The sequence below is a fragment of the Trichocoleus sp. ST-U2 genome (genome assembly GCF_039961875.1).
GTDB lineage: Bacteria > Cyanobacteriota > Cyanobacteriia > Cyanobacteriales > FACHB-T130 > FACHB-T130.
This window is the reverse complement of the sequence record NZ_JAMPJY010000043.1, coordinates 1-26,774: the sequence shown is the minus strand read 5'-3', so window position 1 is coordinate 26,774 and position 26,774 is coordinate 1. Positions and strand designations below refer to the sequence as shown.

The following is a 26,774-nucleotide window of genomic DNA, read 5'->3' as shown; positions in this document are numbered from 1 at the left end:
CTGGTACAACTCTAAATTGGCTATCATCGCATGAGAACGATTTTCAGGCACAATCATGAGTGGATCTGCGTTTACAGTTCCAGAAAAAGTAAGCTTTGAGAGTGCGATCGCGCTGACTCAATCTTTGCTTTCCCAGATGCAAGCGGGGGAATTATCCGAAGCAGAAATAGAAACAGCCATTGCAGAATTAGTGAAAACTGAAAATGGTGCGAGAGGCTTTTTCGTCACCTACCTGACATCAGAGGGGACAATCGCAGATAATCCCTCTGCTGCTGTTATACGGGCATTGCAGGCAAATCCAGACACCGTTTCCGAATTATTAGTCAAAAATGTAGCCATGTCTGCGGTGATGGCAGTTGCCCATCATCGCAATGGTAACGAAGAGATGGCACAATCATCCCAAAGAGTGCGATCGCGTACCACTCGAATTATCGAACAGGTGGAACTTCCTTCTGTCTACGAAGTGTCTCAAAAGTTATTGGAAAGTGCCGTCACTGGCGAAGGTAGCTACAAAGCATTTTTAGAACGCCGTGGTTACGATTCCGAACAACGGCAGGTTCTCTCTGAGGCATTGGAACAACTTATCAAGCGGTAATGGTTAATCGCCAGTAGTCCTGAATCCTTGGTCTGTTGCTAGTGACCAATTACCAATTACCAATTACCAATTACCAATTACCAATTACCAATTACCAACAACTATGGTAAATTCCCCTACTCAGTTTTCTGATATTCAAAGTCATTGGGCACGCTTATTCATTCAAGCTTTAGCTCAGCGTCGCATTATTAACGGGTTTCCCGATGGGACTTTTCGCCCAAATCAATCCATCACCCGCACTGAATTTGCAGCCCTCATCAGTACAGCATTTTCCAGACCGGCAAAACGACCGTATATCCCCTTTATTGATGTTCCTTCTACTTACTGGGCGGCGAGTGCCATTCAAAAAGCTTACGAAGCACTATTTATTAGTGGTTTTCCCGATAACCGCTTCCGTCCAGCAGACAGGATTACCCGAACGCAAGTTTTGGTTTCTCTAGTCAGCGGCTTGCAAATTGCCGCGAACGTAAAATCTGACCTAAAAACGGCACTGCCACAGATATATCAAGATGCCGCTGGAATTCCTAGCTATGCCACCGACGAAATCGCAGTCGCGACGAAAGCAGGGCTGGTAGCAAACTACCCGAATCTAAAATTATTCAATCCCAATCTGGCAGCAACTCGTGGCGATGTTGCAGCTTTTATTTATCAAGCTTTAGTGTATCTAGACGAAGCGCCTCGGATTGAATCTCCCTACCTCGTAGTGCCTCCAAAAACCATTCCACCCAGTCAGCCTCAAACTGTCAAAGTCAATCATCAGCGGGAGTTTCGGGGTGCCTGGGTGACAACGGTTTGGAACAGTGATTGGCCTTCTAAACCGGGGCTGACGGCTGCACAACAGCAAGCCGAACTTATCGGTATCCTTGACCGGATGCTAGCGATGAAAATGAATGCGCTAGTCTTGCAAGTACGACCGGAAGGGGATGCTTTTTATGCTTCGCAATTAGAACCTTGGAGTTATTGGCTGACCGGAAGCCAGGGAAAAGCACCAGAGCCATTTTACGATCCGCTGGAGTATGCGATCGCCCAATGCCACAAGCGCAATATTGAACTTCATGCTTGGTTCAACCCTTACCGCGCCAGAGTCTCTATCAACAATTCCCCGCCAGTCCGTCCTCACATCGCCGTCACTAACCCCGAAGCAGTTTATGTATGGGGTAATCAGATGTGGATGGACCCCGGATTGAAAGTGGTTCAGGACAGGGCATACAATGTCATTCTCGATGTGGTGCGTCGCTATGACGTAGATGGCATCCATTTGGATGACTATTTCTATCCCTATCCCATCGAAGGCAAATCTTTTCCCGACAATAAAACCTACGCCGCTTATACGGCGGCTGGCGGGAAACTTTCTTTAGGTGAGTGGCGGCGGGACAATGTAAATCAAATGGTTCAGCGCCTATCGCGGGGAATTCAGGCAACCAAGCCACACGTCAAGTTTGGCATTAGTCCTTTTGGCATTTATCGTCCCGGACAACCATCTCAAATTCGGGGACTAGATGCCTACAGCGTACTTTATGCCGATTCCAAAAAATGGCTAGAGCAAGGCTGGGTTGATTATCTCGCCCCGCAACTCTACTGGCGCATCGACCAAACCGCACAAAGTTATCCCGTATTGCTGAAGTGGTGGACGGAGAATAACCCTAAAGATCGACATATTTACGCCGGTAATAATTTAGGACAGTTGGATGGCAAGGCTTGGACGCTTGCGGAGATAGAAAAGCAAGTTGACATTACTCGCAACTTGAGCGGGAATTTGTCTGTGGGGAATATCTTTTTCAGTATGGAAGCCTTCGTTGAAAATCGTCAGGGCATCTATGAGAAATTCAAAACCTCGACTTATACCAAACCCGCACTAGCACCCCCGATGCCCTGGCGAGATACGACACCACCCCCGCCCCCAACAGCACTGGGGTTGAGAAATGGCAAGCTGACATGGAATCTTGCTAGCACTCCCGATATTCGTTCCTGGACGCTTTATAAGCAAACTGGCACAACTTGGACGCTGCAAAGAATCCTTTCAAGAGAGACAACGTTTGCCACAGTTGAGCCGGGAACTTATGCTGTGTGCGCGGTAGATAAGATGGCAAATGAAAGTGGGGGAGTCGTCGTCATCGTCTAACTTGTCACCGTCTAGGTATCCGTGGAAAGCACTTTTTTGAACCATAAAGACACTAAGAGAAATAACAGGGAAGTAACTTTGTGTTTCCTTAGTGCCTTTGTGGTTAATCCGGGGTGTTTTAAACCACCCAACTCAATAAGTTTGTGTTTCCAGTCCTTATAAGTCTAAAGACTCGGTTTTAGAGTTCAGGCGCTTGGAAATTTGGCTGATTATCCCACTCAAGATTGCCCCTCCCATGAGAACCCCAAGCGCTGGGGTAAACAAGGGTTGCCAGAGCTTGTACCATAAATCAAGACCGAGGGGAATGCCGACTGAGTGACCGACAACAGCGATCGCTAGCCACCCAAAACTGAGGAAGACCAGGAACACATCCGCGACTAAAATCAGATTGAGCCAATTGAGGAGTTTATCTTTCATCAGAGTTCTTCAAATTTGTCCGAAAATTTTCGTTTAACAACGTTTGTTTGAGGTTGTTCATCCGCATCTGAAACATTGTCTCTAAACCCCAGCGGATTGCGGTACTGTCCAGAAACGGGTTCAGTTCAAAATTAATGACATCAACTAGGCGTGTCTCTGTGTCAGAAATGGGAATGAACTGATGGATATGTTCCCAGAATTGGAACGGGCCGCGCAATTGTTTATCAATAAATCTTCTCGGAGGTTCCCAGCGAGTAATTTGCACTTGCCAGTCGATTCCTATCTGCTCGAAAAGTTCTACTCGGATTGTAAAGCGCGTCCCTAAACCACAAATAATGTTTGAATCCAATACCCTGACGACTGGAAACGGTGGAGAGATGCGTTCTAGCAGATGTACATCCTCGTGAGCTTCCCAGACGGTTTCTATGGGGAGGGAGACGGTTTCGCTAACCTCAAAGTGTTCCAATTCTCTTCACCACCCAAGTCATTTGCTCGTTGGTAAATTTTTTTTCGCAATTGACGCTTCGGAATCTGCTTGCTTTGAAATTTTATCAATTACAAGACGTTTTTGATGCTTTTTACTAGAAAATTAAAATTAAAGAGATTTTTTTAAGGGTTTATATTACTCTGGGAATTTCTTAAGTTGAATATCAAACCGCTTCCTATATAGCCTGAGTGCGGATTGTGGAATCGCACTCAGGCTAACAGATGAAGCCTACAGGCTTCATGAGGCTACGGTTGAATTAGACTTTCAGCACCCAGTCTTTGCGAGTATCAGCACTGACGAAGGATGCGGGAACGATTTCGATATCAACGCCTAGTGACTTGAAAGCGGCGCGAATTGCTGTCGCGTGGGCAGATTCATCGGAACCAATGCTTGCGCCTGCGGTAATTAAGGCTGGGGTTTTTAGCTTTGCAATTTCCCTGGTATAAGCGATCGCTGCGTCAGTCTCCAGAGCGAGTGCTAGCTTGGCAATATTCACATCTGAGTCGATGTTGCCTTCTCCTGCCTTAATGTAGGACGAGAGATCGTAGCTAGATTTTGCCGTCACTGGGGTAGCACCCAAACTTTTCACCACCGATGCTAGAGTATCCCGATGCGTTTTGTGATCGGCTTGGTTGCGGAGTGCCAACGCCAAAACAGCTTTGCCCACATCTGTATCACTCAGCTTCGTTGCCGCAAAACCATACGCCCAGATGGCTTGATGCTCGAAAAATAGCGCTTTGTTGAGGATGGCAGCATCATTTCTTTTATCGTCTCTAGAGGCAGCACTGGCACGGTCAGCGATCGCGGTCAACCCTAAGGCACTCGCTACGCCAGTTACAGTCCCCGCCACCATAATCCCACGCCGTGAGAATGTTTTGCTGGGACGCAAGAATCTTTTGGCGAAGGTATTTTCCCTCTCCATGTTGGTGTCTCCTCATTCATAAATCAGTAACTTACAGTTAATACGCGCACCTCATTCGATTGGATTTCAGTAGGATTACGGATGAGAAAATTATTTACAGGACTTATATACTGAAAGCTTGAAACCTATATCCTCACTCACCCCCAATTTATCGGGGAGTTAGTGGGATCTCTGCGTTAGTCCTAATTTAAAAGCTTTCAAAATTTGAGAAGGGACTAATTCTTCTGGCAAGTTATTCGATGTGCATACCGGAAGAAAGGTGAAGTACAAGTCAAATGAGAAAGTTTGAGAGACGGTGAGCTTGACTAAGCCTCAACACCGTGTATAACAAGTAGTGGGATTGCCAATCAGCTAGCCTCTCATAGATTTGGTATGCAGGCGGTCGTTCAACCCCAACCTGAAGGGTCTAGCGGTAATTTCAAAATTGTGGAAACAACTGAATGATTACCATCTTCTATTCAGATAAATTTCTTCAGCATGAAACAGGATATATGCATCCTGAACAGCCAGAGCGACTCACTGCTATTGTCGATAAATTGCGAAGCTCAACTGTAGCCGATCAAATCCGATGGCTGAATCCTTCTAACTCAAGAAATGTTATCGCTGCGATCGAACAAATTCATTCCTCTGATTACATTCAGGAAGTTCGTAGTTATTCTGAGCGGGGTTGGGGGTGTTTTGAATCAACTCAAATCTCGCCTCAAAGCTTTGATGTTGCTTGCCTTGCAGCCAGTGCTTGGTTAGATGGTATTGATGTGGTTTCGCAGTTAAAACGTCCAGCTTTTGTTCTGGCAAGACCACCTGGACATCATGCCCTCAAAGATGAAGGAATGGGTTTTTGTATTTTCTGCAATGCAGCGATCGCTGCCATTTACGCTCAATCCATAGGAATTCAGCGAGTTGGAATTCTTGATTGGGATGTACATCACGGGAATGGAACCCAAACAGCCGTAGAAAATATCCCTAACATGGCTTTCTGTTCCATTCATCAATCACCTGGCTATCCCCATACTGGAAAGCCTGATGAACGGGGTAAGTATAACAATGTATTGAATCTTCCGATTGCTCCAGGCAGCAATATACAGAATTACTGTAAGTTATTCGAGGAGAGCGTCATTCCCTTTTTCAAAGATTTTTGTCCTGATATCTTAATCATCAGTGCTGGGTATGATGCGAATGAAACAGACTTGCTTTCTAAAATCAATTTACAGCCCCAAGATTACAGCATCATCACTGATTATTGTTTAGAGATTACACCCAAAATATTATTTGGTTTAGAAGGCGGCTATGAATTGGAGAGCCTTTCTTCATCGGTACTTGAGACTGTTAAACGATGCGTAGACGCATTTATATGATGACCTCCAATGGGCGGGGCTAATGGCTCAAAATTTGGAATTGCTCAGAATTTATCCGCCCTGCCTCGTACAGCGTTTCGGCAACTTCCCCCATCCGTAGCACTGAATGACCCCGATAGCCGTTTTCCTGAAGCCGATCTTTGACTCCTTTTTCATGGTCGATCAACACCACAATATCTTCGACATTTAATCCAGCATCTTTGAGTTTCATTGCCCCTTGCATAGCGCTCTTGCCGCTGATGAGAATATCATCGACAACGACAATGGTTTCTCCCGGTTGGAAATGACCTTCGATGACTCGTTGGGTGCCGTGAGATTTTACCTCCTTGCGCGGGAAAATCATCGGACGGTCTAGGCGCAGCGCTAACCCTGTAGCGGTGGGTAAGGAACCGTAAGGGATTCCAGCTATTCGGTCAAAGTGCAAATTTTTGAGAATCTCGGCGTAAGCACTCAAGATTTGATGGAAGATTTGCGGTTGGGAGATGATGACGCGCAGGTCGATGTAGTAGGGAAAAATCGCTCCAGAGGCTTGCACGCGATCGCCAAACATAATGCAACCCAGGTCGTAAAGTTGCAAAATCAAATCTCGGTTGGGAGAATGTTGCAAGAAGCAGACATCCGGAAGCCACAAGTCACAGGTGGGGCTTTCCTGGACAATTCTGAGCCGTTCTTCATTAACACTGTCGCGTAAGGCTTGGACAGCCTCAGCGGGGTGTTCGGCAGTTAATAAATCTAGAGGAACTGGCAGGAGTAGCCCTTCTCCATAGGTGTTTAAGCCAGCCTCTAGCATTTCAGTTAAGTTTTGGTTTTCTGACCATCCCTGCACGAATATGAGGCGTTCTGGTGCGATATTGCGGATGCGAGTCAGAGTTTCCGGAATTGCAGCGCCTACTTCTAGCCCTAGTTGTTCTTGGGTGCCCCAAGTTTGCGCTTCTTTTATCAAATGGATGTAAAAGGGTAGCCCGGTGCCTGGATATTCTTGCAACACGGCGGCTGATGGGTTGTCAGTGGTACAGACCACAAAGACGGCTTTGCCAGGATAGACCAAAAAGGGAGCCGCTAAATCAAGTCCTGGGTAAGGACTCAAGGTGACAGCATCCACTTTCCAGTCTTCAAAGACGGTTTGGGCAAAGAGGGTGCTGGTGTTGAGGTCGCTGTGCTTGGCGTCTAAAATTACTGGAATGTCGGCGGGGATAGCGGCTAGGGTTTGCTGAAGGAGTTCTAAACCTGTTGCCCCCAGTGCTTGATAAAAGCCAAGCGTGAGTTTGTAGGCGCAGACTAAATGGGCGGTTTGAGCGATCGCAAATTGTAGGCGATCGCCATGAAGAGTGCGATCGACCAAAGGGACAATGGCGCTAGCCCCATCGCGCTTGGCGAGATTCTCGATGTCTGGGTCGAGTCCTGCGTACAGTAAGCTTTGATTGCGCTCGATTGCTTTAAGTAGCTTATCGAAGAAGTTCATAGGTGTTTTTTTAACGCAAAGATACGCAAAGGTTAGCGCAGAGGTACGCAAAGGAAGACGGGGGAGATGGTTACATGGATTGTTTGTATTGTTCTAAAATTTGGGGAATATAATCGTAGCCATCAACACCGATAAGGGCGATGATTTGTGGGCGCGATTGTTGCAATTTTTTCTGGAAGGCTTCTGCTCCCAGTTGTCCCTGTAAGATGGTGAGTAAGCCTGCGGTTTTCCGCCACTCTTCCGCAGAAATTTGCTCTAGAAGATACATTCCCAGGCTACCTGTAAGGATTGTTTTATCGATGTTTTGCAGACTATGGTGAGCTTCGGATAAGTAAGCTAAGTTTCGTCCTTGCAGGTATAAATCGCCGGAAAATTGAGCGGCTTGTAAGCCAGATTCTAGGTATTTAATTGCTTCTTGGGGTTGTTCTACTATCAACAAAGCAATTCCCAAACTACTGCAACAAAGGGCTTTACTTTGACCGTCGCCTAATCGTTCTGATAACTGCAATCCTTGTTGCAAATAGTTGATGGCTGTCTCGTAAATTTCCGGTTCTATTTGTTCTAATTGTTGAGCTTGGAAGACTTCACTGTAGCCGAGATTGGCGAGGGCGTTGGCTTCTCCTAATCTATCTCCTGTCTGACGAGAGAGAATTAATGCCCGTTGGCTATAGCTGATGGCTTCGGCATAGTTCTTTTGCGCGACGCAGGTGCGGCTGAGGTGATTAAAATTGGCAATTTCACAAGGGCGATCGCCTGCATTTCTGGCGATTTCTAAGGCTTGCTCGTGAAATGCGATCGCGTCTGCATATCGACCTTGCGCCCGCTGGGAATAACCCATTAATGTCAAAATCCGAGCTTTTTCTTGCGTGCCTTCCACTTGTCGCAGCGGTGCATCTAGATAGTCAAGGGTCGTGCGGAGATATGCGCCGGAAAATGAGGCGAAAATGCCACCGTAGAGGGGGAAATACTGGCGCTGGGAAAAGGTTCTGAGGATTTGTAGGGTAATTTGAAAACAGCCATTCACTAAGCGATCGCGCGAAGTAGAATTGAGAGTTGTCGCCTGATTCAAGCCATTCGCTAACTGCGACCAAATCACGGCAAAAGTCAGAAAAGTGGAAATCGACAGCCTTGCGCCCACTTTGGAGTCGTAAACCAGTTTGTCAAACCAGTTCACCAACCCCCGCTGCAAGTATTGCAAAATTACCGCTAACTCAACGAAGGAAATCAAGTCAGGCGGTTGTTTTGCGACCAATTCGGTTAATGATTCGTTGAAGGCAAGTGCGTGGAATAATCCCTGAGGATAAGGGCTATTGACTTGTTTTTCCCAAACTCCCCAAGGGCCACTTTGCGCCGGTGTGCCTTCAAATCCTAAGGAGCGATTTTGGTCGTAGATCCAGCTTACCAGGTGCCCTTCCAGGCGTTGCCAAGATTCCAAGCCACGGGTAAGACCTTCAGCAAGTTGCTGCACATCTCGATCTTGTTCGGGATGGGTAATTTCTGGCGCTTGTTGCTTCAGTGCAGATGCCAACTGCGGTAAGTTCAAAACTTGCGCTAAATTAGGGTCGATCACCCGTAATAAAGCCGCTAGCTTGTCGTCTGGTGGGGAAGCGATAATTTGTTGAACAGCGGTAGCGATCGCATCCGTCGCCCGATTTTTTTCCTGCGCCCGTTCCCATTCTCCCCGAATCGTCTGCATTGCCCTCAAGGTACGAGTCGCCTTGGCAAGCTTCATTTCATCCTTTTGAGTGTCCACCTGTTGCTGGGTGGCGCTTAAGGTTTCTTCCAAAACTCGCTCGAAAATTTCGCCCGTACCCGGAGTCACATCCTTGACGAGCATTTTATACACCTGCTCTTTCGAGCGAATCTGCCCTTTGAGGGTGGTTTGTACAATTTGGTCGATTAATTGTAGATAGCGATCGCGCAAAGGCAGAGAGTCTGTCATGGGGAGTGGTTGAGTGGAATTGTAGGCAATACTGTTCGGTTCGCTTCTCCCCTGTTTTGCTCCCGCTTCCCTTGCAGGGAGAGGGGTTAGGCTTACCTTCCTTTTTTAAGAGGGGAGAAAATAACTTATTTACTTTGCAGTGTACTGAATAAGTTACTGAGTTCGCATACTACAAAGTGTGGAGAAACACTAACGCTGATGTTTGCCGATTTTTTACCCTCCCAAGTTCAGCAGTTGCGCGAGTCCGCATCCATCGCCCTTGCTCAAAAAATTGAACGTCAGGCGATTAAAACTCCTCTCTCGCCACAACCGATAGCTACAGCTTACGTCCATCAGGGGAACGGTGGCACCCCAATTCTATTACTACCCGGTTTTGATAGTTCGGTGCTGGAGTTTCGCTGCTTGCTACCACTACTCGCCGCCCAAAATGAAACGTGGACGGTAGATCTGTTGGGATTTGGCTTTACAGATCGAGTGCAGGGAATTTTGTATAACCCCGACGCCATCAAGACGCACCTGTATTACTTCTGGAAAACTTACATCCAAGTGCCAGTCATGTTGGTAGGCGCTTCGATGGGAGGTGCAGCGGCAATTGACTTCACCCTCACTTACCCGCACGCTGTCAAAAAGCTGGTGTTAATTGACAGTGTAGGTTTCAGCGGTAGCTTCCCGCTTGCCTCCTATCTCTTTCCTCCCTTAGATTTTCTGGCAGTCGAATATTGGCGTCAGCGCAAACTCCAAGCGCTGTTATGGGGCAGCACTTTTGGCAACTTGGAACCGACTGCTATTGAGGCGATTCGGTGTGCGGCGCTGCACATGGAAATGCCCGGTTGGCACGAAGCAATCATCGCGTTTATGAAAAGTGGTGGTTACTGGAATTTGGCAGATAGAATTCCTCAAATCGATAAGCGGACGCTGATTCTGTGGGGAGAGGCGGATGATATGTTGGGTACGGACGATGCCGAGAGGTTTAAGAGAGCGATCGCTCATTCTCAACTCATTTGGATCGCCAATTGCGGGCACGTTCCTCAATTTGAACAGCCAGAGATTACTGCTAAGCATATTTTGGCTTTTAGGTAATTGTAGGATTTATTGTTAACGCAAAGGTACGCAAAGGTTAGCGCAAAGGTACGCAAAGGAGTTTTCAGGGTAGCGTTAAAGTTATGAATCAGGATTCTCTTGCCCATCGATGGGTAGTCAGTGCAGAAGAAGCGAAGGAATTGATTAAGCTGGATGCGACACTTCTGGATGTTCGCAATTCAATTTCCTGGTTGCTTGGGCATATTTCTGGTGCTGTTCATGTCACTTGGCAGCAATTCTCGCAACAACAATCTCCGAATAAGGGAAAGTTGATTGAGAATACAGAAATTTTGCAAGAAAAACTTCGCGCTGTCGGCATTTGTAACAATCAACCTGTCGTTGTCCTTGGCAATCCAGCGCACAATTTTGGTGAAGAAGGGCGCATTGTTTGGATGTTACGCACGCTAGGACATTCACAAGCAGTCTTTGTCGATGGGGGACATTCAGCACTTGTTAAAGCAGGTGTCCCGATTGTTTGGGGAGTGACTCAACCCAAACCTGGTGATTTTCTTGTACAGCGAACTTCCTTATGGGAAATTCAGCGCGATGAACTCAAAGCCAATCTTTCCGCTAAAGAGATATCCCAAGATTTGATTGTCATTGATACCCGCGAAGCGAGGGAATATGCAGGAACTCCCGCTTACGGCGAACATCGGGGAGGACATCTCCCTGGTGCGGTGCATTTCTACTTCCAAGATTTGAAAGATGCCAAGGGGAACTTGCTGCCTCGTGACCAGATTATTGATAAGTTGGAAAGATTAGGAATTCAGCATCATACTCCCATTATTACTTATTGTACAGGCGGCATCCGCTCAGCTTTCTTCACGGCTGTACTTGTTGATTTAGGATTTAATCATGTAAAAAACTATGCAGGTTCGATGTGGGAATGGTCAGCTTCGCCAGAAAATCATTATCCTCTAGAATCTGAACCTAAGTAGGAAAATAAATTAAACAAAATCAGTAACTATTTTACAAACAATCAAGCTTCTTTTAATTGCTCATGAATTCAATAATAAACAGTAATTATTTAGGCGATTTTATTGCTTTACCAATATACATAACTGAAGTATTGTTACTAATTTCTACTTGAAATTTTTCCGTTTTTTTGTAGTGAATATAAGCAAGCACGTTTTGGTAAATGCTTTCACCAAATATATTAAATCCTTTAATTTCTATACTGTTAAATCCCTGGCTATGCATTAAGCTTGTCAATTCTTGCGGCTTAATAAACTTATTCCAATCGTGAATACCACGAGGAATTTCCTGCAAAATATTTTCTAATAGCCAAATCATTATTAATTTGGAGGCGAAAGTTTTATTAATTGTGTCAAAAAGAAACAAGCCGTTTGGCTTTAAAATTCTATAGATTTCAGAAAGTGTCTGACGTAAATCTGCAATATGCTCCAAAACATCAACACAAACAACAATATCAAAAGTATTAGCACCATAAGGGAGGTTTTCAGAATATCCGTGTTGATAGTCAATGTGAAGTCCGCTTAGAGATGCGTGATCTTGAGCTTGTTGAATACATTTAGCAGATTGGTCGATTCCTGAGACTTTTACTCCTCTTTTCGCCATAAATTCGCAGGTAAATCCGCCGCCACATCCAACATCTAAGGCTTGCAATCCCTGCCAATTTGAAACATAGCGGTCAAAAAAATCAAATCGGGGTTGATTGAGATGATAGAGAGCATAGATTTTCTCATCTTCCTGCCACCACCTATCTGCACTCAAATCATAAAATTTTAAGTCGTTTTTTTTCAAGTGTTTGCTTTGCATCCTGTATGTGGGAAGGTTGATAGGACAAACGCATCTAAGGTAATTTTAGTCGCTGCTTCAGTAGGAAAATTATGCTGACATTGCGAACTCAATCATTCCACTTCTAGCCTATCGGCATCTAGTAGGATGTCCTTTATGAAAGGTAGCGATCGCTATCTTCGCTGCATCTGAGCGATAATAGCTAGCGTATACTGCCCGCAGCCACGCTTCTCGCTTTGTCTCCAGAAGCATAAATCTTATAATCTAAAATCAAAAATATTATCACAAGCCTCGTACAATGAAATATTGCTGGGAATATTGCTGGGACTCAAGGAGCTGATTTTATGCCACAGGCAGTGGGAACGATTGAAACGTTAGGGTTCCCAGCTGTACTAGCAGCAGCAGACGCAATGGTTAAAGCTGGTGCAGTCACGCTGGTTCATTATGCACTTGTAGAAAAAGGGAACTTTATGGTCTCCGTTCGGGGAAAAGTTTCTGAAGTCAACATCGCTGTTGAGGCAGGGATTAAAGCCGCAGAGACAGTCTACGGAGGTCAAGTGATCTCCCACTACATCATCCCCAATCCTACGGAAAATGTTGAAACTGTTATGCCCATTCATTTCACCCAAAAAGTTGAACAGTTCCGTATGTCGTAGTTGGTTAACAATCGGAACTTAATTGCGAGTAGACATTGCCAGCTATCCCAGCAATTATTGGGATTTTGTTTACTCGATTGTTTGGTCTTTTGTCAAGTCAAAAAGTGGGAAAGTAAAGGCAAGGGGCATTTCCATCCAAAGGTGCATCGAAAATTCGTACAATTAGTTCTTAGCTCTACGTAACTCAATTAAATTCAAATTCAGGAGATAGCCAATGCCACAGGCAGTTGGATCGATAGAAACGAAAGGCTTTCCTGCTGTCCTAGCAGCGGCAGATGCGATGGTTAAAGCTGGAAGAGTTACCCTAGTCGGATATATCCGAGTTGGTAGCGCCCGTTTTAATGTCAATATTCGGGGCGATGTTTCAGAAGTGAAAACCTCAATGGAGGCGGGAATTGCCGCAGTAGAAAAAGTTTATGGTGGCGTTGTAGAATCCTGGGTGATCATTCCCCGTCCCCATGAAAATGTCGTGAGTGTACTGCCAATTGGCTTCACTGAAGACGTGCAACAGTTCCGAGATGCTGTCGAACAGCCGATAGTACGCAGGTAGTGGAAACATCTGTTAGCGAAAGGCGCGTAAGCAGCGCCTGCTGAGTAGAAAGACTGCCTGCAAGAGAGCGTCCAAAATCATAGCTGCTGTTACAACCCGTTTTCTTCAAGAAAATGGGTTTTTTTAGCAATATTTTTTGAATAAGACTCACTTTCCCTTTAAACCGGAGAAAACCTCTCTCTTACAAGTGGTTAATGGTGTTCGTTTTTCACCTCACCCTAAAGGTAATTTCTTAAACCCTTGATTCGTCAGGGTTCTAAAATTTGGAGTTTCTCGTCTCGTGAAAATTTCGTGACGCTAGCATCGTACAAATACTGACAAAAACTAGAAATTACTAAATCTTTACTAAAATTTCCTATATTTTTATCAGAACTATACAAATAATGCCGTAGTTGTATATAAAAATTGATGAATTGTGAATATTACTACCAGACTTAGCTAAATTTAGTGGAGCCAGATATTGCAAACATTACTTGCTAAAGCTTCATCGGTAGGTACTCGCCCTGAAATCGAAGTGCTGCTAATCTGTGCCAGCACTCGGATGGAATTGGAAAGAGTTGAGCGGCTAGTCACTTTACTCCAGGAAAATCATATAGATTGGGCAGAACTGATGCAAATGGCGACTGAGCATAGGGTGATGCCACTTTTGTATTGGAACCTAAACAGCACCTGTCCGGAAGCGGTTCCCAAGAATATTCTCACTAAGTTGCGGGCTGATTTTCAAATCCTCACTCGACGCAGCCTATTTTTGAGCGGCGAACTGGTTAGACTCGTAAATCTATTTGAAGCACAAGGAATTCCGGTTCTACCTTTCAAAGGGCCAGTATTAGCCGCTTCTGCCTACGGTAATTTGTTGAGAAGACAGTTCTGGGATTTAGACATTCTGGTGCAAGAAAGAGACATCGAAAGGGCAAAGGCGCTGTTTTTGTCTCAAGGATACCAGATGAAAATCGAGCGCATCGAAGTGACTCAAGAACAGGAAGCGGCTTTTGTGCGATCGCCTCATATTCATCAATTTGTACGCGAAGCCGCCTATCCATTTAGAAACCACCAGAAAGGAGTGTTGGTGGAACTGCACTGGGGAGTAATGCCAAAGTATTTTTCTTTTCCCATCGATTCTAAAGAATTGTGGGATGACCTGGAGCCAGTCTCCATTGCTGGAACGACAGTTCCCAACCTCTCGCCAGAGAATTCGTTGCTAACGATTTGCGGACACGGAACCAAAGACTGTTGGACGCAACTGGCAAGAATCTGCGACGTAGCCGAACTTATCCGCAGCCATCCGCAGCTAGATTGGGTCAAACTGATGCAGCAAGCTAGCGCTAAGGGCGGTCAGCGAATGTTGTTTCTAGGTTTAATGCTGGCACATCGTCTTCAGGGAACTGCCCTGCCAGATGATGTTTGGCAAAAGATTCAGGCTGACCCAACGGTAGAATTGCTGGCGGCTGAAGTATGCGAACAGCTTTTCCGTTCGTCGGACGGATCTGTTAAAGACGGGACAACCACCCGCTTCCATTTAAAAGCCAGAGAACGCCTGATTGACAGGCTGCGGTACTCTCTGAAATTAGCAATCACTCCGACTACTACCGACTGGTTGCTACTACCTTTGGCGGAATTTCCAGCTTTCCTTTACTATTTGCTGCGACCACTCAGGCTAATAGGAGAGCAAATATTAAAAAGATTCAAGCTGAGTAAAAAAAACTTATGATTTTCATGCTTAAACTATAAAATTTATTCCTTAATCAAAATGGTAGTAAGTAAGGAATAAATCTTTTTCAATTTTAAACCGGATACATATTATGAGCTTTAAATTCAAACTAAATCAAAAGCTCATAATATGTATTGTTTGATAATTAATATTATTTAAAAGCGTTAGTTTATAATATAAGCGGAATCATTATAAAGTCTATAAATTTAGTAATAAACCTAATTGGTTATACCTTGACATTAGAATATCTCAAGGTTAGCTTAGGGTTAAGAAAAGCGAAACAAAGCTTGATAGTATAGCAAAAAAATCATGAATCATTCAGAGATATTTAAGGCGAATGCTCCTAAAGTTGTCCACGAAACGATTGATGGTGAAGTTGTAATCGTCAACTTGGATAAGGGAGATTATTATAGCTTAGTAAAAGTTGGGGCTGATATTTGGGAAGAAATTATTAAAGGTACTTCCAAAAGCAATATTATCCAAAAAATAATCCAGTGCTACGATGGCGATCGCCAAAATATTGAAAATACTGTCAATGATTTTATTGCCAGATTGCAGCAAGAAGAACTCATTACTCTTGATGGCACCGAAGATCCTAAAAATTTAAATATAGACAGCGCACCAAGCACCACAAACGACAATCCTGAAAAGCTGAGTTTTTCACCCCCAACTTTAGAAAAATATACAGATATGGAAGAATTGCTAGCTTTAGACCCCATTCACGAAGTGAATGAGGTGGTGGGCTGGCCTAATGTTAAAGTTGAAGCCTGATTGAATCAGCATTTGGCATCATTATCAGCAGCTTCAAGGTGTATTGGGAAGGGGCAGTCGTCAGGATTTGCCCCTAGGTTTCAGCTAATTCCTTAAGTTTTTTCAACATGATGACTAACGAGTTGGCATCTGAGATTGCTACCAAAACAGAACGGAAAGACTCTTTAGCTTTTTTTAATACAGTTTATGAATTATACGAAAAAGCTGAGGCTGCATCTGGTTCTATTGACCGTTTTTATTGCTTAGGCGGGTTTAAAATTCGGTTGCGTTTTGCTGGTTCAGCTTTAATTTCCTACATGACACCTGCTTTAGGACATTTAGCTACAGAACCCGTTTCAGATCCAGCGCTGACAGTTTGTTTGTGGGATAGCGCCTCGACAAACACCGTAATGCCACCTCCACCTTGGCAAATAAATCATCATCATCCAAAGCGTGGGGAAATTATCGGGTTTACTAATGAGCGCATTCATACCAGTTTCCAATGGGGAGCGTTTGCGTTAAGTATTTTAGATAGCGATCGCAACCTGGGAATCTATTGGGTTGAGACAACTGAACAACTTCCTTACTGGGAAGCAGGTTCTCCCCTACGGACAATTTTTAACGTCTGGATGAGTAAGCGGGGACTGCAACTGGTTCATGCGGGTGCAGTTGGAATGCCAAGGGGCGGCGTGTTGCTAGTGGGAAAAGGGGGGTCTGGTAAATCAACTACAGCTTTAACCTGCCTTAACTCTGAGCTTTTCTATGCCAGCGACGACTATAGTTTGATTACTTCCGACCCCACTCCAACTGTTTTTAGCATTTACAGCACTGGCAAAAAAAATGCCGATGATGTTCAAAGATTGCCGTTTCTCGCTAAGGCAATTAGCAATAGCGATCGCTTAGATTCGGAAAAAGCGCTTTATTTCATCAACGACCATTTTCCCGAAAAAATCTTGCCCAGTTTTCCGCTTCAAGCTATCTTAATCCCCCGCATTACTGGGGGAAGCAATACCACCTTGAAAGCTACCTCATCAGCGGCAGGATTGGCAGCACTTGTTCCTAGTACAATCCTGCAATTGCCCGGTGCAGGTAAGGAAGCTTGTGAGCTGATGACAAAAACTGTTAGCCAGCTACCTTGTTATTATCTAGAACTCGGCACTGACCTGAAGCAAATTCCTGAAGTCATTTTAAGCTTACTTTCAAAGCAATAGCCCATGAATAATAAGGAATTCTTCGTTAGTGCGATCATCCCTGTCTATAACGGAGAACAGTTTCTAGCAGAAGCTATTCAAAATATCCTCAATCAAAACTATCAGCCTCTAGAAATCATTGTTGTTGACGATGGCTCAACAGATAAAACGGCGGAAGTTGCTGCTCGCTATAAAGATAGTATTCACTATGTTTATCAGCCTAATAGCGGGCCATCAGCAGCTCGTAACCGTGGTTTAAAGATGGCAAAAGGGGATGCGATCGCTTTTTTAGATGTTGACGATTTATGGTCAGAAGATAAACTGAAACTGCAAGTAGGTTATTTAGTAGATAACCCCTCAGTAGAGATTGTCCAGGGATTAATTCAACAAATGAAGCTATGTCAAATTACAACGAACAATCAGCCCCTTTTTGAACCTGCTTACAATCCTTATAGCTATATAAATTTAGGAAGCGCAATTTATCGGAGGTTAGTTTTTGATAAAATTGGCTTATTTGATGAAACACTTAACTATGCTGAAGATGTCGATTGGTTTATCCGAGCGTGGGAAAATGGGATTTCAAAAGTTGTATTAGAACGGGTTAGTTTGTTTTATCGCAAGCACGAAGATAACATGACCGTTGGAAAAAACTTAGTCGAGCTTGGATTTGTAAGGATTTTCAAAAAACATTTAGATCGGTGCCGAAAACGAGGGAATTATCAAAAGGCTTCTTTATTAGATATGCCAATTAATGAGTACCTTGGCACTTCTCCTGAAATTCCTAAAATAATGTAAAATCCTCAAAAAAATAATACAATGGAATATTTACCGCTAGTCAGTGTAATTATTGCTGTCAAGAATGGAGAACATCGATTAGCAGATGCTATCGAAAGCGTTCTATCGCAAACTTATGAAGACTATGAAATTATTGTTGTTGATGGTAAATCAACAGATAATACTGAAAAAATTGCCAAGTCTTATGAACGAGTTCGCTATATTTGGCAAGCTGGTCAGGGCCTTGCTGACGCTTGGAATCTTGGGATTGAGGCTGCGAAAGGAGAATTTATTGCTTTTCTTGACCACGATGATGTATGGACACCCAATAAATTAAGTCTTCAGGTTGATTACCTTATCAACAATCCAACAATTCAATATGCGATCGCTAAATTTAGGTTTATTTTAGAGCCAGAATGTCCTATCCCCTTAGGTTTCAAGAAAGATCTATTAGACAAAGATATTGTTGGGCCTATTCCTGGAACTTTAATAGTGCGGAAATCCCTATTAAATTCAGTTGGTAAATTTAACACTAACCTGGTGATTGCTAGCGATGTCGATTGGTTTGCTAGAGCCAAAGATGAAAATATACCTATGGCTGTTATCCCCGAAGTTTTTCTATATAAACGAGTCCACACCCAAAATCTCTCATCCAATGCTGAGATAAACAATCAAGAATTATTGCAGATACTTAAGCAATCTGTTAATCGTCAACGTCGTGCCAAAATTAAAAAAGATGCAATTCAACAATGAAGCGATCGCATTATTTAGAGCCAACAGAGTTTTATAAAACCCAAATACTTTTTTCAAAAGTGTAGATTTACTAGAATCTGCTTAAACTTTTGCAAATGAAAAACATCAAAAAGATTCAATTCAATGGATTTATTTAAAGATATTGCAACTTAAATTAGAAAGAAAGACTTTGATTAAGAATGAATAATTCTTTTTTAGTTAGCGTTATTATCCCTGTCTATAATTGCGATCGCTATCTGGCTGAAGCGATTGAAAGCGTACTAGCTCAAACTTATCAGCCACTGGAAATCATTGTAGTAGATGATGGTTCAACGGATAACAGTGCAGAAGTAGCAAAGCACTTTGCGTCATCAGTGCGGTACTATTCCCAAGCCCAAAGCGGTGCGGGTGCTGCCCGAAATTATGGCACAGAATTAGCGCAAGGAAATTTCTTTGCTTTTCTCGATGCAGATGATTTTTGGGTCAAAGATAAATTGACTTGTCAAATGCAGGTTTTTGAGAGCGAACCCGATATTGATATAGTCTTCGGATACGTTCAACAGTTTCACAGTCCCGAATTAGATGAAAGCATCAAGAATAAAATATACTGTCCTCCTGAATTAATGGCGGGATATCACCCTGGAACCATGCTGCTTAAACGGGAAGCTTTTCTTCGGGTAGGAAAATTTGAAACCAACTTACAAATGGGAGAATTTATCAGTTGGTATGCGCGTGCAACAGAGCTGGGATTGCGTGAAAAGATGTTACCAGACCTCTTGATGTCAAGGCGGTTGCACGAAACCAATCTGAGCATTCGCCAGCGTGAAGCGCGGACTGATTATGTCCGGCTGATTAAAGCTTCACTCGACCGACGCCGCGCCGCAACTTTGCCAGAAAATAATTCTTCATTTTCTCAATAAATATGAGTTTGAAAACTCGCCTTAAAGCTGCCTTAACAGCCTTCGTGAATCCGCCCACAGCTCCAAAGTTGGTAGTTACAAAACCAGCAACAGAGCCTTCGGTAGTTATCGATAATCAGCTTTTAGCTGGAAAAAATGTTCTGATAACTGGAGCAGCCAGAAATATTGGCAGAAGTATTGCTCTTGAAATGGCAAAACAAGGCGCAAACATTTTCTTCACTGACCTAGTTCGGGAAGGATGTGAAAATTTAGAAAAAGAATTAAGGTGCTATCCAGTTAAGTCAAGAGCCTTTGTGTCAGATATTTCTAAGACTGAAGATAACGATTATTTATGTAATTATTTATTAGAAAACAAAATAAATATTGATGTTCTTGTCAACAATGTGGGAATCCAATTTGAGACGAGCCAGATAAAAAACCTTGATTTAGGAGAATGGCATAAAACCTTTAATACCAATGTTTTCGGGCCAATGTATCTCACAAAGCTTATTTCTCAAATGATGGTTAATCATCGCATTCATGGCTCGATTATATATATCACGTCTATTCACCAATGGGAACTTGTACGTTGGCCTAGTTACAGCTCCTCAAAAGCTGCATTAGGAATGATTATCAAAGAATTGGCTCTAGAATTGGCAACTTCTGGGGTAAAAGTTAACGGAATCGCTCCCGGCTGGGTAGCGGAAGATGAGCAAGGAAACTCCCTCCGTCACAGCTATACTCCACTGCATAACAGTTCAATCAATCCTTGTTATATTGGTCGGGCTGCTGTTTACCTAGCCTCCGACTATTTTTCAAAATTTACGACTGGAACCGTTCTCAAAATCGATGCTGGGTTGTCATTATATAATCATCGTTATGCCGAATATCTGAATCAATAAAAAAGCTTGTTATTTTAAAGAAAGCCAAATGTTTCATATCATAAAATGGGTAAAAAGAAAAGTAGAAAAGCAATTATTTTCAGGGCACTTGGAGGCGAAATGTCAAGCAGTTAAAAGTCTTTTCCCTAAAAATGCAACTTTTGAGCGTGTGGCTACGGGATTTGAATTTACAGAAGGCCCTATTTGGTTTGCTGAAGAAAAGTATCTCCTCTTTAGTGATATTCCGGGTAACAAAATTTTTAAACTGACTTCCAATAGTGAGGTAAAAGTCTTTAGAGAGCCTAGCCATAACTCCAATGGTTTGACTAGAGATAAGCAAGGACGACTCATTACTTGTGAACACGGAACGCGCCGCGTCACCCGCACCGAAAAAGATGGTTCGATTACCGTCTTAGCTGATAAATTTCAAGGTAATACACTGAATAGTCCTAATGATATTGTCGTGAAAAGTGACGGTTCTATCTACTTCACAGATCCGCCTTATGGCATCAAACCCGAACAGCAGGAACAACCAATCCAGGGGGTTTACCGCCTCTCGCCTGATGGCAAAGAAATTATAGTCGTAGCCGATGATTTTGATAAACCTAATGGACTAGCATTTTCACCGGATGAAAAAAAGCTTTATATCGACGATTCTGAACGCCGTCATATTCGCGTGTTCGACGTTCAAGCTGACGGTAAACTTGCTAACAGCCGCATCTTTTACAAGATGAATGGTAAGAAACCTGGTTTACCCGATGGGATGAAAGTAGATGTGCAAGGACATCTCTACTGCACAGGTGCAGGAGGCGTGTGGGTTTTCGATCCAGAAGGGAATCATTTAGGAACAATTCTTACCCCGGAGGTGCCAGCGAATTGTGCTTGGGGAGATGATGATTTGCAGAGTCTTTATATTACTGCTGGCACTTCTGTTTACAAAATTCGAGTCAATATTCCAGGCATCAAAGTGCCTTAATTGATTACCATCGTTTAAAATTTTAAATTACAAAAGATGCGTAAAATGAATCTATATAATAAGGATAGCTGTGACTGGCTTAATTCCGAGCAAAAATTGCTTTTGCGGGCAGCACTGTTGCAGGGAGAAGAGGCAATTGATTCTTGGAATCAATGGAAAGCATCTGCCGATATTGAGAATCTCGATGTAGAATCCTATCGATTGCTGCCTTTACTTTATCGCAACTTATCCGCACATGGCGTGACGGATCTGCATATGGCAAGACTAAAGGGAGTTTACCGACGCACATGGTGTGAAACCCAAGTTTTGTTGCAACAAGTCGCAGCTATTATCAGTTGTTTTCAGAATGATGGTATCACAACAATGCTGCTCAAGGATGCAGCTTTGAATATACATTATTACAAAGATTATGGCTCACGAATGATACATAATTTTGATTTTTTAGTTCATCCAGGAGATGCTTTAGCAGCCGTAAGTCTGTTACAAAAAATTGGCTGGAGAGCCAAAGGAAAAATACCAGTTACAATTACGCCCTTCTCTCATACTCTAGGATTTGACAATGAATTAAAACAACAGTTTAATCTTCGCTGGCATCTGTTCGCAGATGGTTTTCAAGAAGATGCTGAAAAATATTTTTGGGATAGTGCGATATTAACCAAGCTGGATGACTTATCAACTTATGTTTTAAATCCTACCGATCAGCTATTGTACGTTTGTGTATATGGAGGAATGAGTAATTTTGTTTTTCCAATTAGTCGGCTAGCTGATGCCGCAATACTTCTCAACTCATACCAAGCAGAAATTGATTGGAACCGACTGGTAACTCTGGCACAAAAATATCGCTTAATTTTGCCCATACAAAATATACTGACAAAATTACATAAAATCCTATATTCCCCAATCCCTCTGTCGATTTTACAAGAAGTACAGAGTATACCCGTTTCTAAATTTGAGTGCAGCGAATATCAGCTCACGAGTAGAAAAAGAAAATCATTTTCCGAGGGTTTGATAATGAGATATATACAATATTCAAGAGCAGTAAATACGGATAATTCTAAATTAGAATTTTTAGGTTTTCCCAGATATCTACAATATATCTGGGGTTTAGAACATTTATGGGAAGTTCCATTGCAAGCAATGATGCGGGGTATAAAAAGGCTCGTTTGGTAATCGCGATCGCTTTCACCTGAAAAGAGATGAAGACAACCAGGGTAGAAGCGATCGCCATCAATGCACTAGCAGATAACTATAAGCGTCTCCTAAAGCCCTTTACACATTTCCCTACCAGCCGGAAGAGGCAAGTTTCATACATGAGATAGAGCCTAGACACTCCAGAATCTGAGAACTTAAGAACAAATAAAGAAAATTCTCAACAACTGCTTTCTAATAATCATGATTGGAAATCAAATCAAGACAGCAGCATTGCTGGGACTCCTCAGCGGTCTTCTGGTTCTGGGTGGCTATTATCTGGTCGGCAACGAGCAGGGGCTATATTTAGGTCTGGCTTTTGCTGCATTCAGTAGTTTTAGCTCCTGGTACTATTCTGACCAAGCCGCCTTGATGGCGTATCGCGCCCAACCACTAGAGCGTCAGGAGGCTCCAGAACTCTACGATATGGTAGCTTCTTTGAGCCAAAAGGCGGGGATTCCCATGCCGAAACTGTTTTTAGTGCCAACCAAATCCCCCAATGCTTTTGCAACCGGACGAGATCCGGATCATGCTTCTGTGGCAGTGACTCAAGGGATTATAGAATTACTCTCCCGCGAAGAACTTGAAGGTGTTTTGGCTCACGAACTTACCCACGTCAAAAACCGCGACACTTTAACTCAGGCAGTTGTAGGCACCATCGCTGGAGCGATTACTTTTGTCGGACGGATTCTCACTTTGGGAGCGCTCTACGGCCCTGTCACCCGCGATGACCGCCGAGGTGGAAACGCTTTGGGTGCCTTGTTTCTAATCGTTTTGGCTCCTATTACTGCGGCGCTAATCCAGTTTGCGATTTCCCGCACCAGGGAGTATTCTGCTGACTTGGGTTCGGCTGAAATCACGGGGAATCCTTTGGCGCTTGCCAGTGCGTTAGAGAAGCTTGAGGCAATGGGTCATCAGATTCCGATGAACGGCAATCCCACGATGTCACCGCTACTGATTGTCAATCCTATCTCGACAAAAGGGTTGCAATCTCTTTTCCGTACCCATCCCCCGACTGAGGATCGGATTCGTCGTCTCGTAGAATTGGCTCAGCAACAAAAGCAACAAAAGCAAATGACTCCAGCGATCGCATAATGTGCAAGCAGTGCTGGTGATGCTTGATTTTAGCCGGTGGTAACGCCGGTTTTTTATTGAATGAGGATGTTAAACCGGAGATGTCTCGCGTTTCGATTATTATTCCCACGCTGAATGAGGCGACGTGCTTGGAACGCACGCTGCGCCAGTTGAATTTGCTAGATCCTCCAGCTTGGGAAGTGCTGGTGGTAGATGGGGGAAGTGACGATGAGACAGTTGCGATCGCCCAGCGGATCTTACAAGCGATCGCCCCGTCATCTCAAGCGCGTGTCCTCTGTTGTGATGTTCGCGGACGTTCAGTGCAGATGAACCGAGGCGCAGAGGCGGCGACGGGGGATATCCTGTGCTTCTTACACGCAGATACTTCGGTTCCAGATGATTTTGTGGCAGTGGTTGAGCAAACTTTAACCGATCCAGCCGTTGCTGGCGGCGGGTTTATTTCTTTGATGACAGGTTCCCAGACAACGCGCTGGGGAGTTTCGCTGCACAATTACCTCAAAACTTACTACGCGCCGCTGCTTTTCCGACCTCGTTTGTTTTTTCAGGGGTTGCGATTGTTATTTGGCGATCAGGTGATGTTTTGTCGTCGCGCTGATTTCTGGGAATGTGGCGGATTCGATCCAGCATTGCCGATTATGGAGGAAGCAGATTTGTGCCTGAAGCTAGTGCAACGAGGTCGGATTCGTCAAGTGAATCGAGTTGTGCAAAGTAGCGATCGCCGTGTGGCAAAATGGGGTTCGCTGAAGGCTACCGCGATATATCTCTACATCGGCTTTCTTTGGGGTATCGGCGTTGAAGCAACTTACCTGAAAAAGTTTTATGAGGAAATTCGCTAATTCGTTATTAGTTATAGAATCTGTTTAATTTTCCATAATAAAAGAACCCCACCCCCCAACCCCTCCCCGCAAGCGGGGAGGGGAGCCAGAGCCGCAGGCGTTGGCGGGGTGGGGTTCCGGGGAGTGGGTAATTACTGAATTTGATATCAAAGTGCATCTGCTGTCGCTCAACTAACAACTAATAACTCTTTTTTTCATTCAGATTCCAGTCGTAATAGAGATAGGAAATCGGCGTTGAAGCGTCAAGAGGCACGTCGGTTTTTAAATACAAGCGGATGTATTCAGGAATTGAAGGTGCGACTTTCAGTAAATCGCTCTTGTACCACTTGAAAATTTTGCTACAGTAAAGCGTTCCCGTTTGGAAATCGTAGCGAACTTTATCGGGATTATTGATAAAACGACTGGCGTCATCCTCTAACTGAGTCCGCACCGATTCAGGAAAATATGCACCGTTTCGCAACAACGGACAACCGATGGATGCACAAACAAGGGCGAAGTGGATGCGGGGTTCGTCAAATTCGCGGCGGAGGATGCCATGTTCGATTTGGTTGAGGCTGTAGCGTTTACCTGCAAAGGAATAGACGGGACGGATGAAGAACAACAGGAAGATAAGCCAGTTGGGAATTCCTAAAATCTTCGGTCGGATGGATGGGATGGGATAGCGTGCTAGAACTTGATCGATCGCGATCGCATTATATAAATTCAGCCACAGCGCTAACCGTTCATCTAGGTTGGGATAATCCCCCAAATCTACTTCCTGCAAGGAATTCAGCCATTGTGAAAGCGCTTGCGATCGCTCTGAAGACCAAGCATGATAATCGACGCGACCTTCTAGATCCACGTATCGGCGCAGTAGCTCATCCCAAACTGTAAAGTCGATCATAGCTCAATACTTTCTCCGAGCGGACAAATCTAACCCCATATTAAAGTTCCTGACCTCTTGCACTCTTCAAGGGTCAGCCTCAAAACCCACCCAGAAATTTATTTCTCGGCGGGTTATTGCAATGCAACTGGTGCAAGATGTGTGATTCTCGATAAGGGAAGGGAGAAGAATTGAACTCCCCTCTCTTTTTAAAGGATGCTTTAAAAGGTAGGGGTAGTTGTAAAAAAGCTCACAAGGCTGAAGCTGAAATTGCAAATATCAGTACCACGCGCACGCGAATGACTAAAGCATACTAAGCGCAACCTAACGTGTGTTTAGCTGGCGATTATCAAAGACTACCCGAAACCTCGGAGGTTTTTATCTATATAGCCATGAGGGGAATTATGATCAGACAATTGACATGATTTTCAACTGGTTTCGGTTTTAATAAACCCATTTTTTATAAGCCTAACCTTTAATAATTAAGCGATTATCAACTTGTCTGTTATTATTTTTAATGAAGTTGAAAAGCCAACAATCCATCTGATTAACAAAAACTATTATTAAAAATTATTTAAGCGAGGGGAAACTGAGACAAACCCAGACCAAAATATAGTAAAAGTATCTCGTTGCAAGGGGGTTAAAATTTTGCTCTGCTGATAGTGGCAAAAAAGCGTTATAGTGCTTCTCGATTGAGTCAACTACACTCAATGCCTAACTTCCAACAGAGTTCCCGGAATCGAGCAAGGGGCTAATTTCTAAGCCTATCTCTGATTCCAAACAAAGAGCAAAAGTGTACTGTATACAAATGAGAACTGCTATATTATTTTTCTTTTATCTAAAGTGACACAAAAGAACTACTCACTGTACTTATAGTCTCATAATACCCGCAGAATATTTGTTTTCCGACATCTGGAGAGCGAGAAATAATCACAAGGAAATGACGCATGAACGCCTTTGAGTTCGAGATTACCATTCAGAGCAAGTCAGGTGTTAGTAGCTGGCCTATTGTTGTCAGGTGTAAGCAACCGGACGGACTAACTATCCATTCAAAAGAAACCCTACAGCTAAGTCAGGATAACTTTCACCAACTCACCCAACAGCAAGAAAACGAGAAAGAATACGGTACCTTACTAGGCAAAGCCCTGTTTCAAGGGGAGGTGCGCGAAACATTTATTCGTGCTTTATCCAAAAGCAGCCAGGACTCCCCCTTGCGAATTCTGCTATCGATTGAAGCGGCTGAAAATGACGAACTCAAAATATTGCATTGGGAAAGGCTGTGCGCCCCGATTGATACTGACGGAAGTTGGCATCTCTTAGCTCGCGATCAGCGCGTTCCCTTTTCCCTGTACATTCCTACTATTATCGATCGCCGCTTCCCCCCGATTGGACGGCGTGACTTACATGCCCTTGTGCTAGTAGCAAGTCCCTCTAATATCGGTAAGTTTCAATTAGCACCTTTTGACGTTGAAGCTGTCTTATCTGGAGTCAAGGAAGCGCTTGGTGATATTCCTTACGAAATTTTGGCAAATGATGT

Annotated in this window: 25 protein-coding genes and 1 pseudogene; 19 read left to right on the top strand and 7 right to left on the bottom strand. The window is 43.8% G+C overall.

Annotated features, from left to right (window positions below; translation table 11 throughout):
- The first annotated feature begins 55 nt into the window (after positions 1 to 55).
- Together NC996_RS22375 and NC996_RS22370 are read left to right on the top strand one after the other, a co-directional pair.
- Positions 56 to 595: a hypothetical protein gene (locus tag NC996_RS22375; RefSeq protein WP_190688736.1), complete on the top strand. Its 540-nt coding sequence runs from the start codon at positions 56 to 58 to the stop codon at positions 593 to 595.
- 103 nt (positions 596 to 698) lie between these two features.
- Positions 699 to 2,717 (top strand): family 10 glycosylhydrolase, encoded by a 2,019-nt coding sequence (locus tag NC996_RS22370; RefSeq protein WP_190688733.1) that lies wholly within the window; start codon positions 699 to 701, stop codon positions 2,715 to 2,717.
- 156 nt (positions 2,718 to 2,873) lie between these two features.
- Here the strand turns inward: NC996_RS22370 and NC996_RS22365 are convergent, their stop codons facing one another.
- The 3 genes from NC996_RS22365 to NC996_RS22355 form a co-directional block, all read right to left on the bottom strand.
- Positions 2,874 to 3,134 (bottom strand): hypothetical protein, encoded by a 261-nt coding sequence (locus NC996_RS22365; protein WP_190688729.1) that lies wholly within the window; start codon positions 3,132 to 3,134, stop codon positions 2,874 to 2,876.
- Complete coding sequence (locus NC996_RS22360; RefSeq protein ID WP_190688726.1) at positions 3,124 to 3,600, bottom strand: SRPBCC family protein; 477 nt, start codon at positions 3,598 to 3,600, stop codon at positions 3,124 to 3,126. Before NC996_RS22360 ends, NC996_RS22365 begins: the two co-directional genes overlap by 11 nt.
- Positions 3,601 to 3,877: 277 nt before the next feature.
- Complete coding sequence (locus tag NC996_RS22355) at positions 3,878 to 4,543, bottom strand: ferritin-like domain-containing protein (protein ID WP_190688723.1); 666 nt, start codon at positions 4,541 to 4,543, stop codon at positions 3,878 to 3,880.
- A gap of 440 nt (positions 4,544 to 4,983) precedes the next feature.
- Here NC996_RS22355 and NC996_RS22350 point away from each other — a divergent pair, with 440 nt between their 5' ends.
- Positions 4,984 to 5,898, top strand: coding sequence for a histone deacetylase (locus NC996_RS22350; protein ID WP_190688720.1), 915 nt, complete (start codon positions 4,984 to 4,986; stop codon positions 5,896 to 5,898).
- Between the two features lie 19 nt (positions 5,899 to 5,917).
- Here NC996_RS22350 and NC996_RS22345 read toward each other — a convergent pair whose 3' ends face one another.
- Together NC996_RS22345 and NC996_RS22340 are read right to left on the bottom strand one after the other, a co-directional pair.
- Positions 5,918 to 7,360 (bottom strand): bifunctional orotidine-5'-phosphate decarboxylase/orotate phosphoribosyltransferase, encoded by a 1,443-nt coding sequence (locus NC996_RS22345; protein WP_190688717.1) that lies wholly within the window; start codon positions 7,358 to 7,360, stop codon positions 5,918 to 5,920.
- A gap of 70 nt (positions 7,361 to 7,430) precedes the next feature.
- Positions 7,431 to 9,302: a tetratricopeptide repeat protein gene (locus NC996_RS22340; RefSeq protein WP_190688714.1), complete on the bottom strand. Its 1,872-nt coding sequence runs from the start codon at positions 9,300 to 9,302 to the stop codon at positions 7,431 to 7,433.
- A 198-nt stretch (positions 9,303 to 9,500) separates the two neighbouring features.
- On the opposite strand from NC996_RS22340, the gene NC996_RS22335 reads away from it, so the two are divergent.
- The gene (locus tag NC996_RS22335; protein ID WP_190675001.1) at positions 9,501 to 10,382 is read left to right on the top strand and encodes an alpha/beta hydrolase; all 882 of its coding nucleotides are present in this window, start codon (positions 9,501 to 9,503) and stop codon (positions 10,380 to 10,382) included.
- Between the two features lie 83 nt (positions 10,383 to 10,465).
- Positions 10,466 to 11,320, top strand: coding sequence for a rhodanese-like domain-containing protein (locus NC996_RS22330; RefSeq protein WP_190411531.1), 855 nt, complete (start codon positions 10,466 to 10,468; stop codon positions 11,318 to 11,320).
- 85 nt (positions 11,321 to 11,405) lie between these two features.
- Here NC996_RS22330 and ubiG read toward each other — a convergent pair whose 3' ends face one another.
- Positions 11,406 to 12,146 (bottom strand): bifunctional 2-polyprenyl-6-hydroxyphenol methylase/3-demethylubiquinol 3-O-methyltransferase UbiG, encoded by a 741-nt coding sequence (gene ubiG / locus NC996_RS22325; protein WP_190688765.1) that lies wholly within the window; start codon positions 12,144 to 12,146, stop codon positions 11,406 to 11,408.
- Positions 12,147 to 12,484: 338 nt separating this feature from the next.
- Between ubiG and NC996_RS22320 the strand changes: the two genes are divergently transcribed.
- The 13 genes from NC996_RS22320 (at position 12,485) to NC996_RS22260 (ending at position 24,375) form a co-directional block, all read left to right on the top strand.
- Positions 12,485 to 12,796 carry a carbon dioxide-concentrating mechanism protein CcmK gene (locus NC996_RS22320; protein ID WP_190411530.1) on the top strand — a complete coding sequence of 104 codons (312 nt, stop codon included), beginning with the start codon at positions 12,485 to 12,487 and terminating at the stop codon, positions 12,794 to 12,796.
- Between the two features lie 214 nt (positions 12,797 to 13,010).
- Positions 13,011 to 13,346, top strand: a complete 336-nt coding sequence (locus NC996_RS22315) for a carbon dioxide-concentrating mechanism protein CcmK (protein ID WP_190411529.1) — start codon at positions 13,011 to 13,013, stop codon at positions 13,344 to 13,346.
- A gap of 460 nt (positions 13,347 to 13,806) precedes the next feature.
- On the top strand, positions 13,807 to 15,054 hold the full coding sequence (locus tag NC996_RS22310) for a nucleotidyltransferase family protein (protein WP_190688711.1): 1,248 nt from the start codon (positions 13,807 to 13,809) through the stop codon (positions 15,052 to 15,054).
- A 309-nt stretch (positions 15,055 to 15,363) separates the two neighbouring features.
- Positions 15,364 to 15,825 carry a PqqD family protein gene (locus NC996_RS22305; protein WP_190411527.1) on the top strand — a complete coding sequence of 154 codons (462 nt, stop codon included), beginning with the start codon at positions 15,364 to 15,366 and terminating at the stop codon, positions 15,823 to 15,825.
- A gap of 107 nt (positions 15,826 to 15,932) precedes the next feature.
- Positions 15,933 to 17,015 (top strand): serine kinase, encoded by a 1,083-nt coding sequence (locus NC996_RS22300; RefSeq protein ID WP_190688706.1) that lies wholly within the window; start codon positions 15,933 to 15,935, stop codon positions 17,013 to 17,015.
- 3 nt (positions 17,016 to 17,018) lie between these two features.
- Positions 17,019 to 17,789: a glycosyltransferase gene (locus NC996_RS22295; RefSeq protein ID WP_190688703.1), complete on the top strand. Its 771-nt coding sequence runs from the start codon at positions 17,019 to 17,021 to the stop codon at positions 17,787 to 17,789.
- Positions 17,790 to 17,810: 21 nt separating this feature from the next.
- Positions 17,811 to 18,521 (top strand): glycosyltransferase, encoded by a 711-nt coding sequence (locus NC996_RS22290; RefSeq protein WP_190688700.1) that lies wholly within the window; start codon positions 17,811 to 17,813, stop codon positions 18,519 to 18,521.
- 179 nt (positions 18,522 to 18,700) lie between these two features.
- Positions 18,701 to 19,420: a glycosyltransferase family A protein gene (locus NC996_RS22285; protein ID WP_190688698.1), complete on the top strand. Its 720-nt coding sequence runs from the start codon at positions 18,701 to 18,703 to the stop codon at positions 19,418 to 19,420.
- Positions 19,421 to 19,422: 2 nt separating this feature from the next.
- A complete protein-coding gene (locus NC996_RS22280) occupies positions 19,423 to 20,301 on the top strand; it encodes an SDR family oxidoreductase (protein ID WP_190688695.1) in 879 nt (292 codons plus the stop codon).
- 28 nt (positions 20,302 to 20,329) lie between these two features.
- Positions 20,330 to 21,256, top strand: a complete 927-nt coding sequence (locus NC996_RS22275) for an SMP-30/gluconolactonase/LRE family protein (protein WP_190688692.1) — start codon at positions 20,330 to 20,332, stop codon at positions 21,254 to 21,256.
- Positions 21,257 to 21,301: 45 nt separating this feature from the next.
- Positions 21,302 to 22,426: a nucleotidyltransferase family protein gene (locus NC996_RS22270; protein WP_348260022.1), complete on the top strand. Its 1,125-nt coding sequence runs from the start codon at positions 21,302 to 21,304 to the stop codon at positions 22,424 to 22,426.
- Between the two features lie 222 nt (positions 22,427 to 22,648).
- Positions 22,649 to 23,539, top strand: coding sequence for a M48 family metalloprotease (locus tag NC996_RS22265; protein ID WP_190531990.1), 891 nt, complete (start codon positions 22,649 to 22,651; stop codon positions 23,537 to 23,539).
- Between the two features lie 80 nt (positions 23,540 to 23,619).
- On the top strand, positions 23,620 to 24,375 hold the full coding sequence (locus NC996_RS22260) for a TIGR04283 family arsenosugar biosynthesis glycosyltransferase (RefSeq protein WP_190688686.1): 756 nt from the start codon (positions 23,620 to 23,622) through the stop codon (positions 24,373 to 24,375).
- A gap of 178 nt (positions 24,376 to 24,553) precedes the next feature.
- On the opposite strand, the gene NC996_RS22255 is transcribed toward NC996_RS22260, so the two are convergent.
- Positions 24,554 to 25,258, bottom strand: coding sequence for a DUF547 domain-containing protein (locus NC996_RS22255; RefSeq protein WP_190688683.1), 705 nt, complete (start codon positions 25,256 to 25,258; stop codon positions 24,554 to 24,556).
- Between the two features lie 926 nt (positions 25,259 to 26,184).
- On the opposite strand from NC996_RS22255, the pseudogene NC996_RS22250 reads away from it, so the two are divergent.
- Positions 26,185 to 26,774, top strand: a pseudogene (locus NC996_RS22250) (hypothetical protein); the annotation flags it as partial.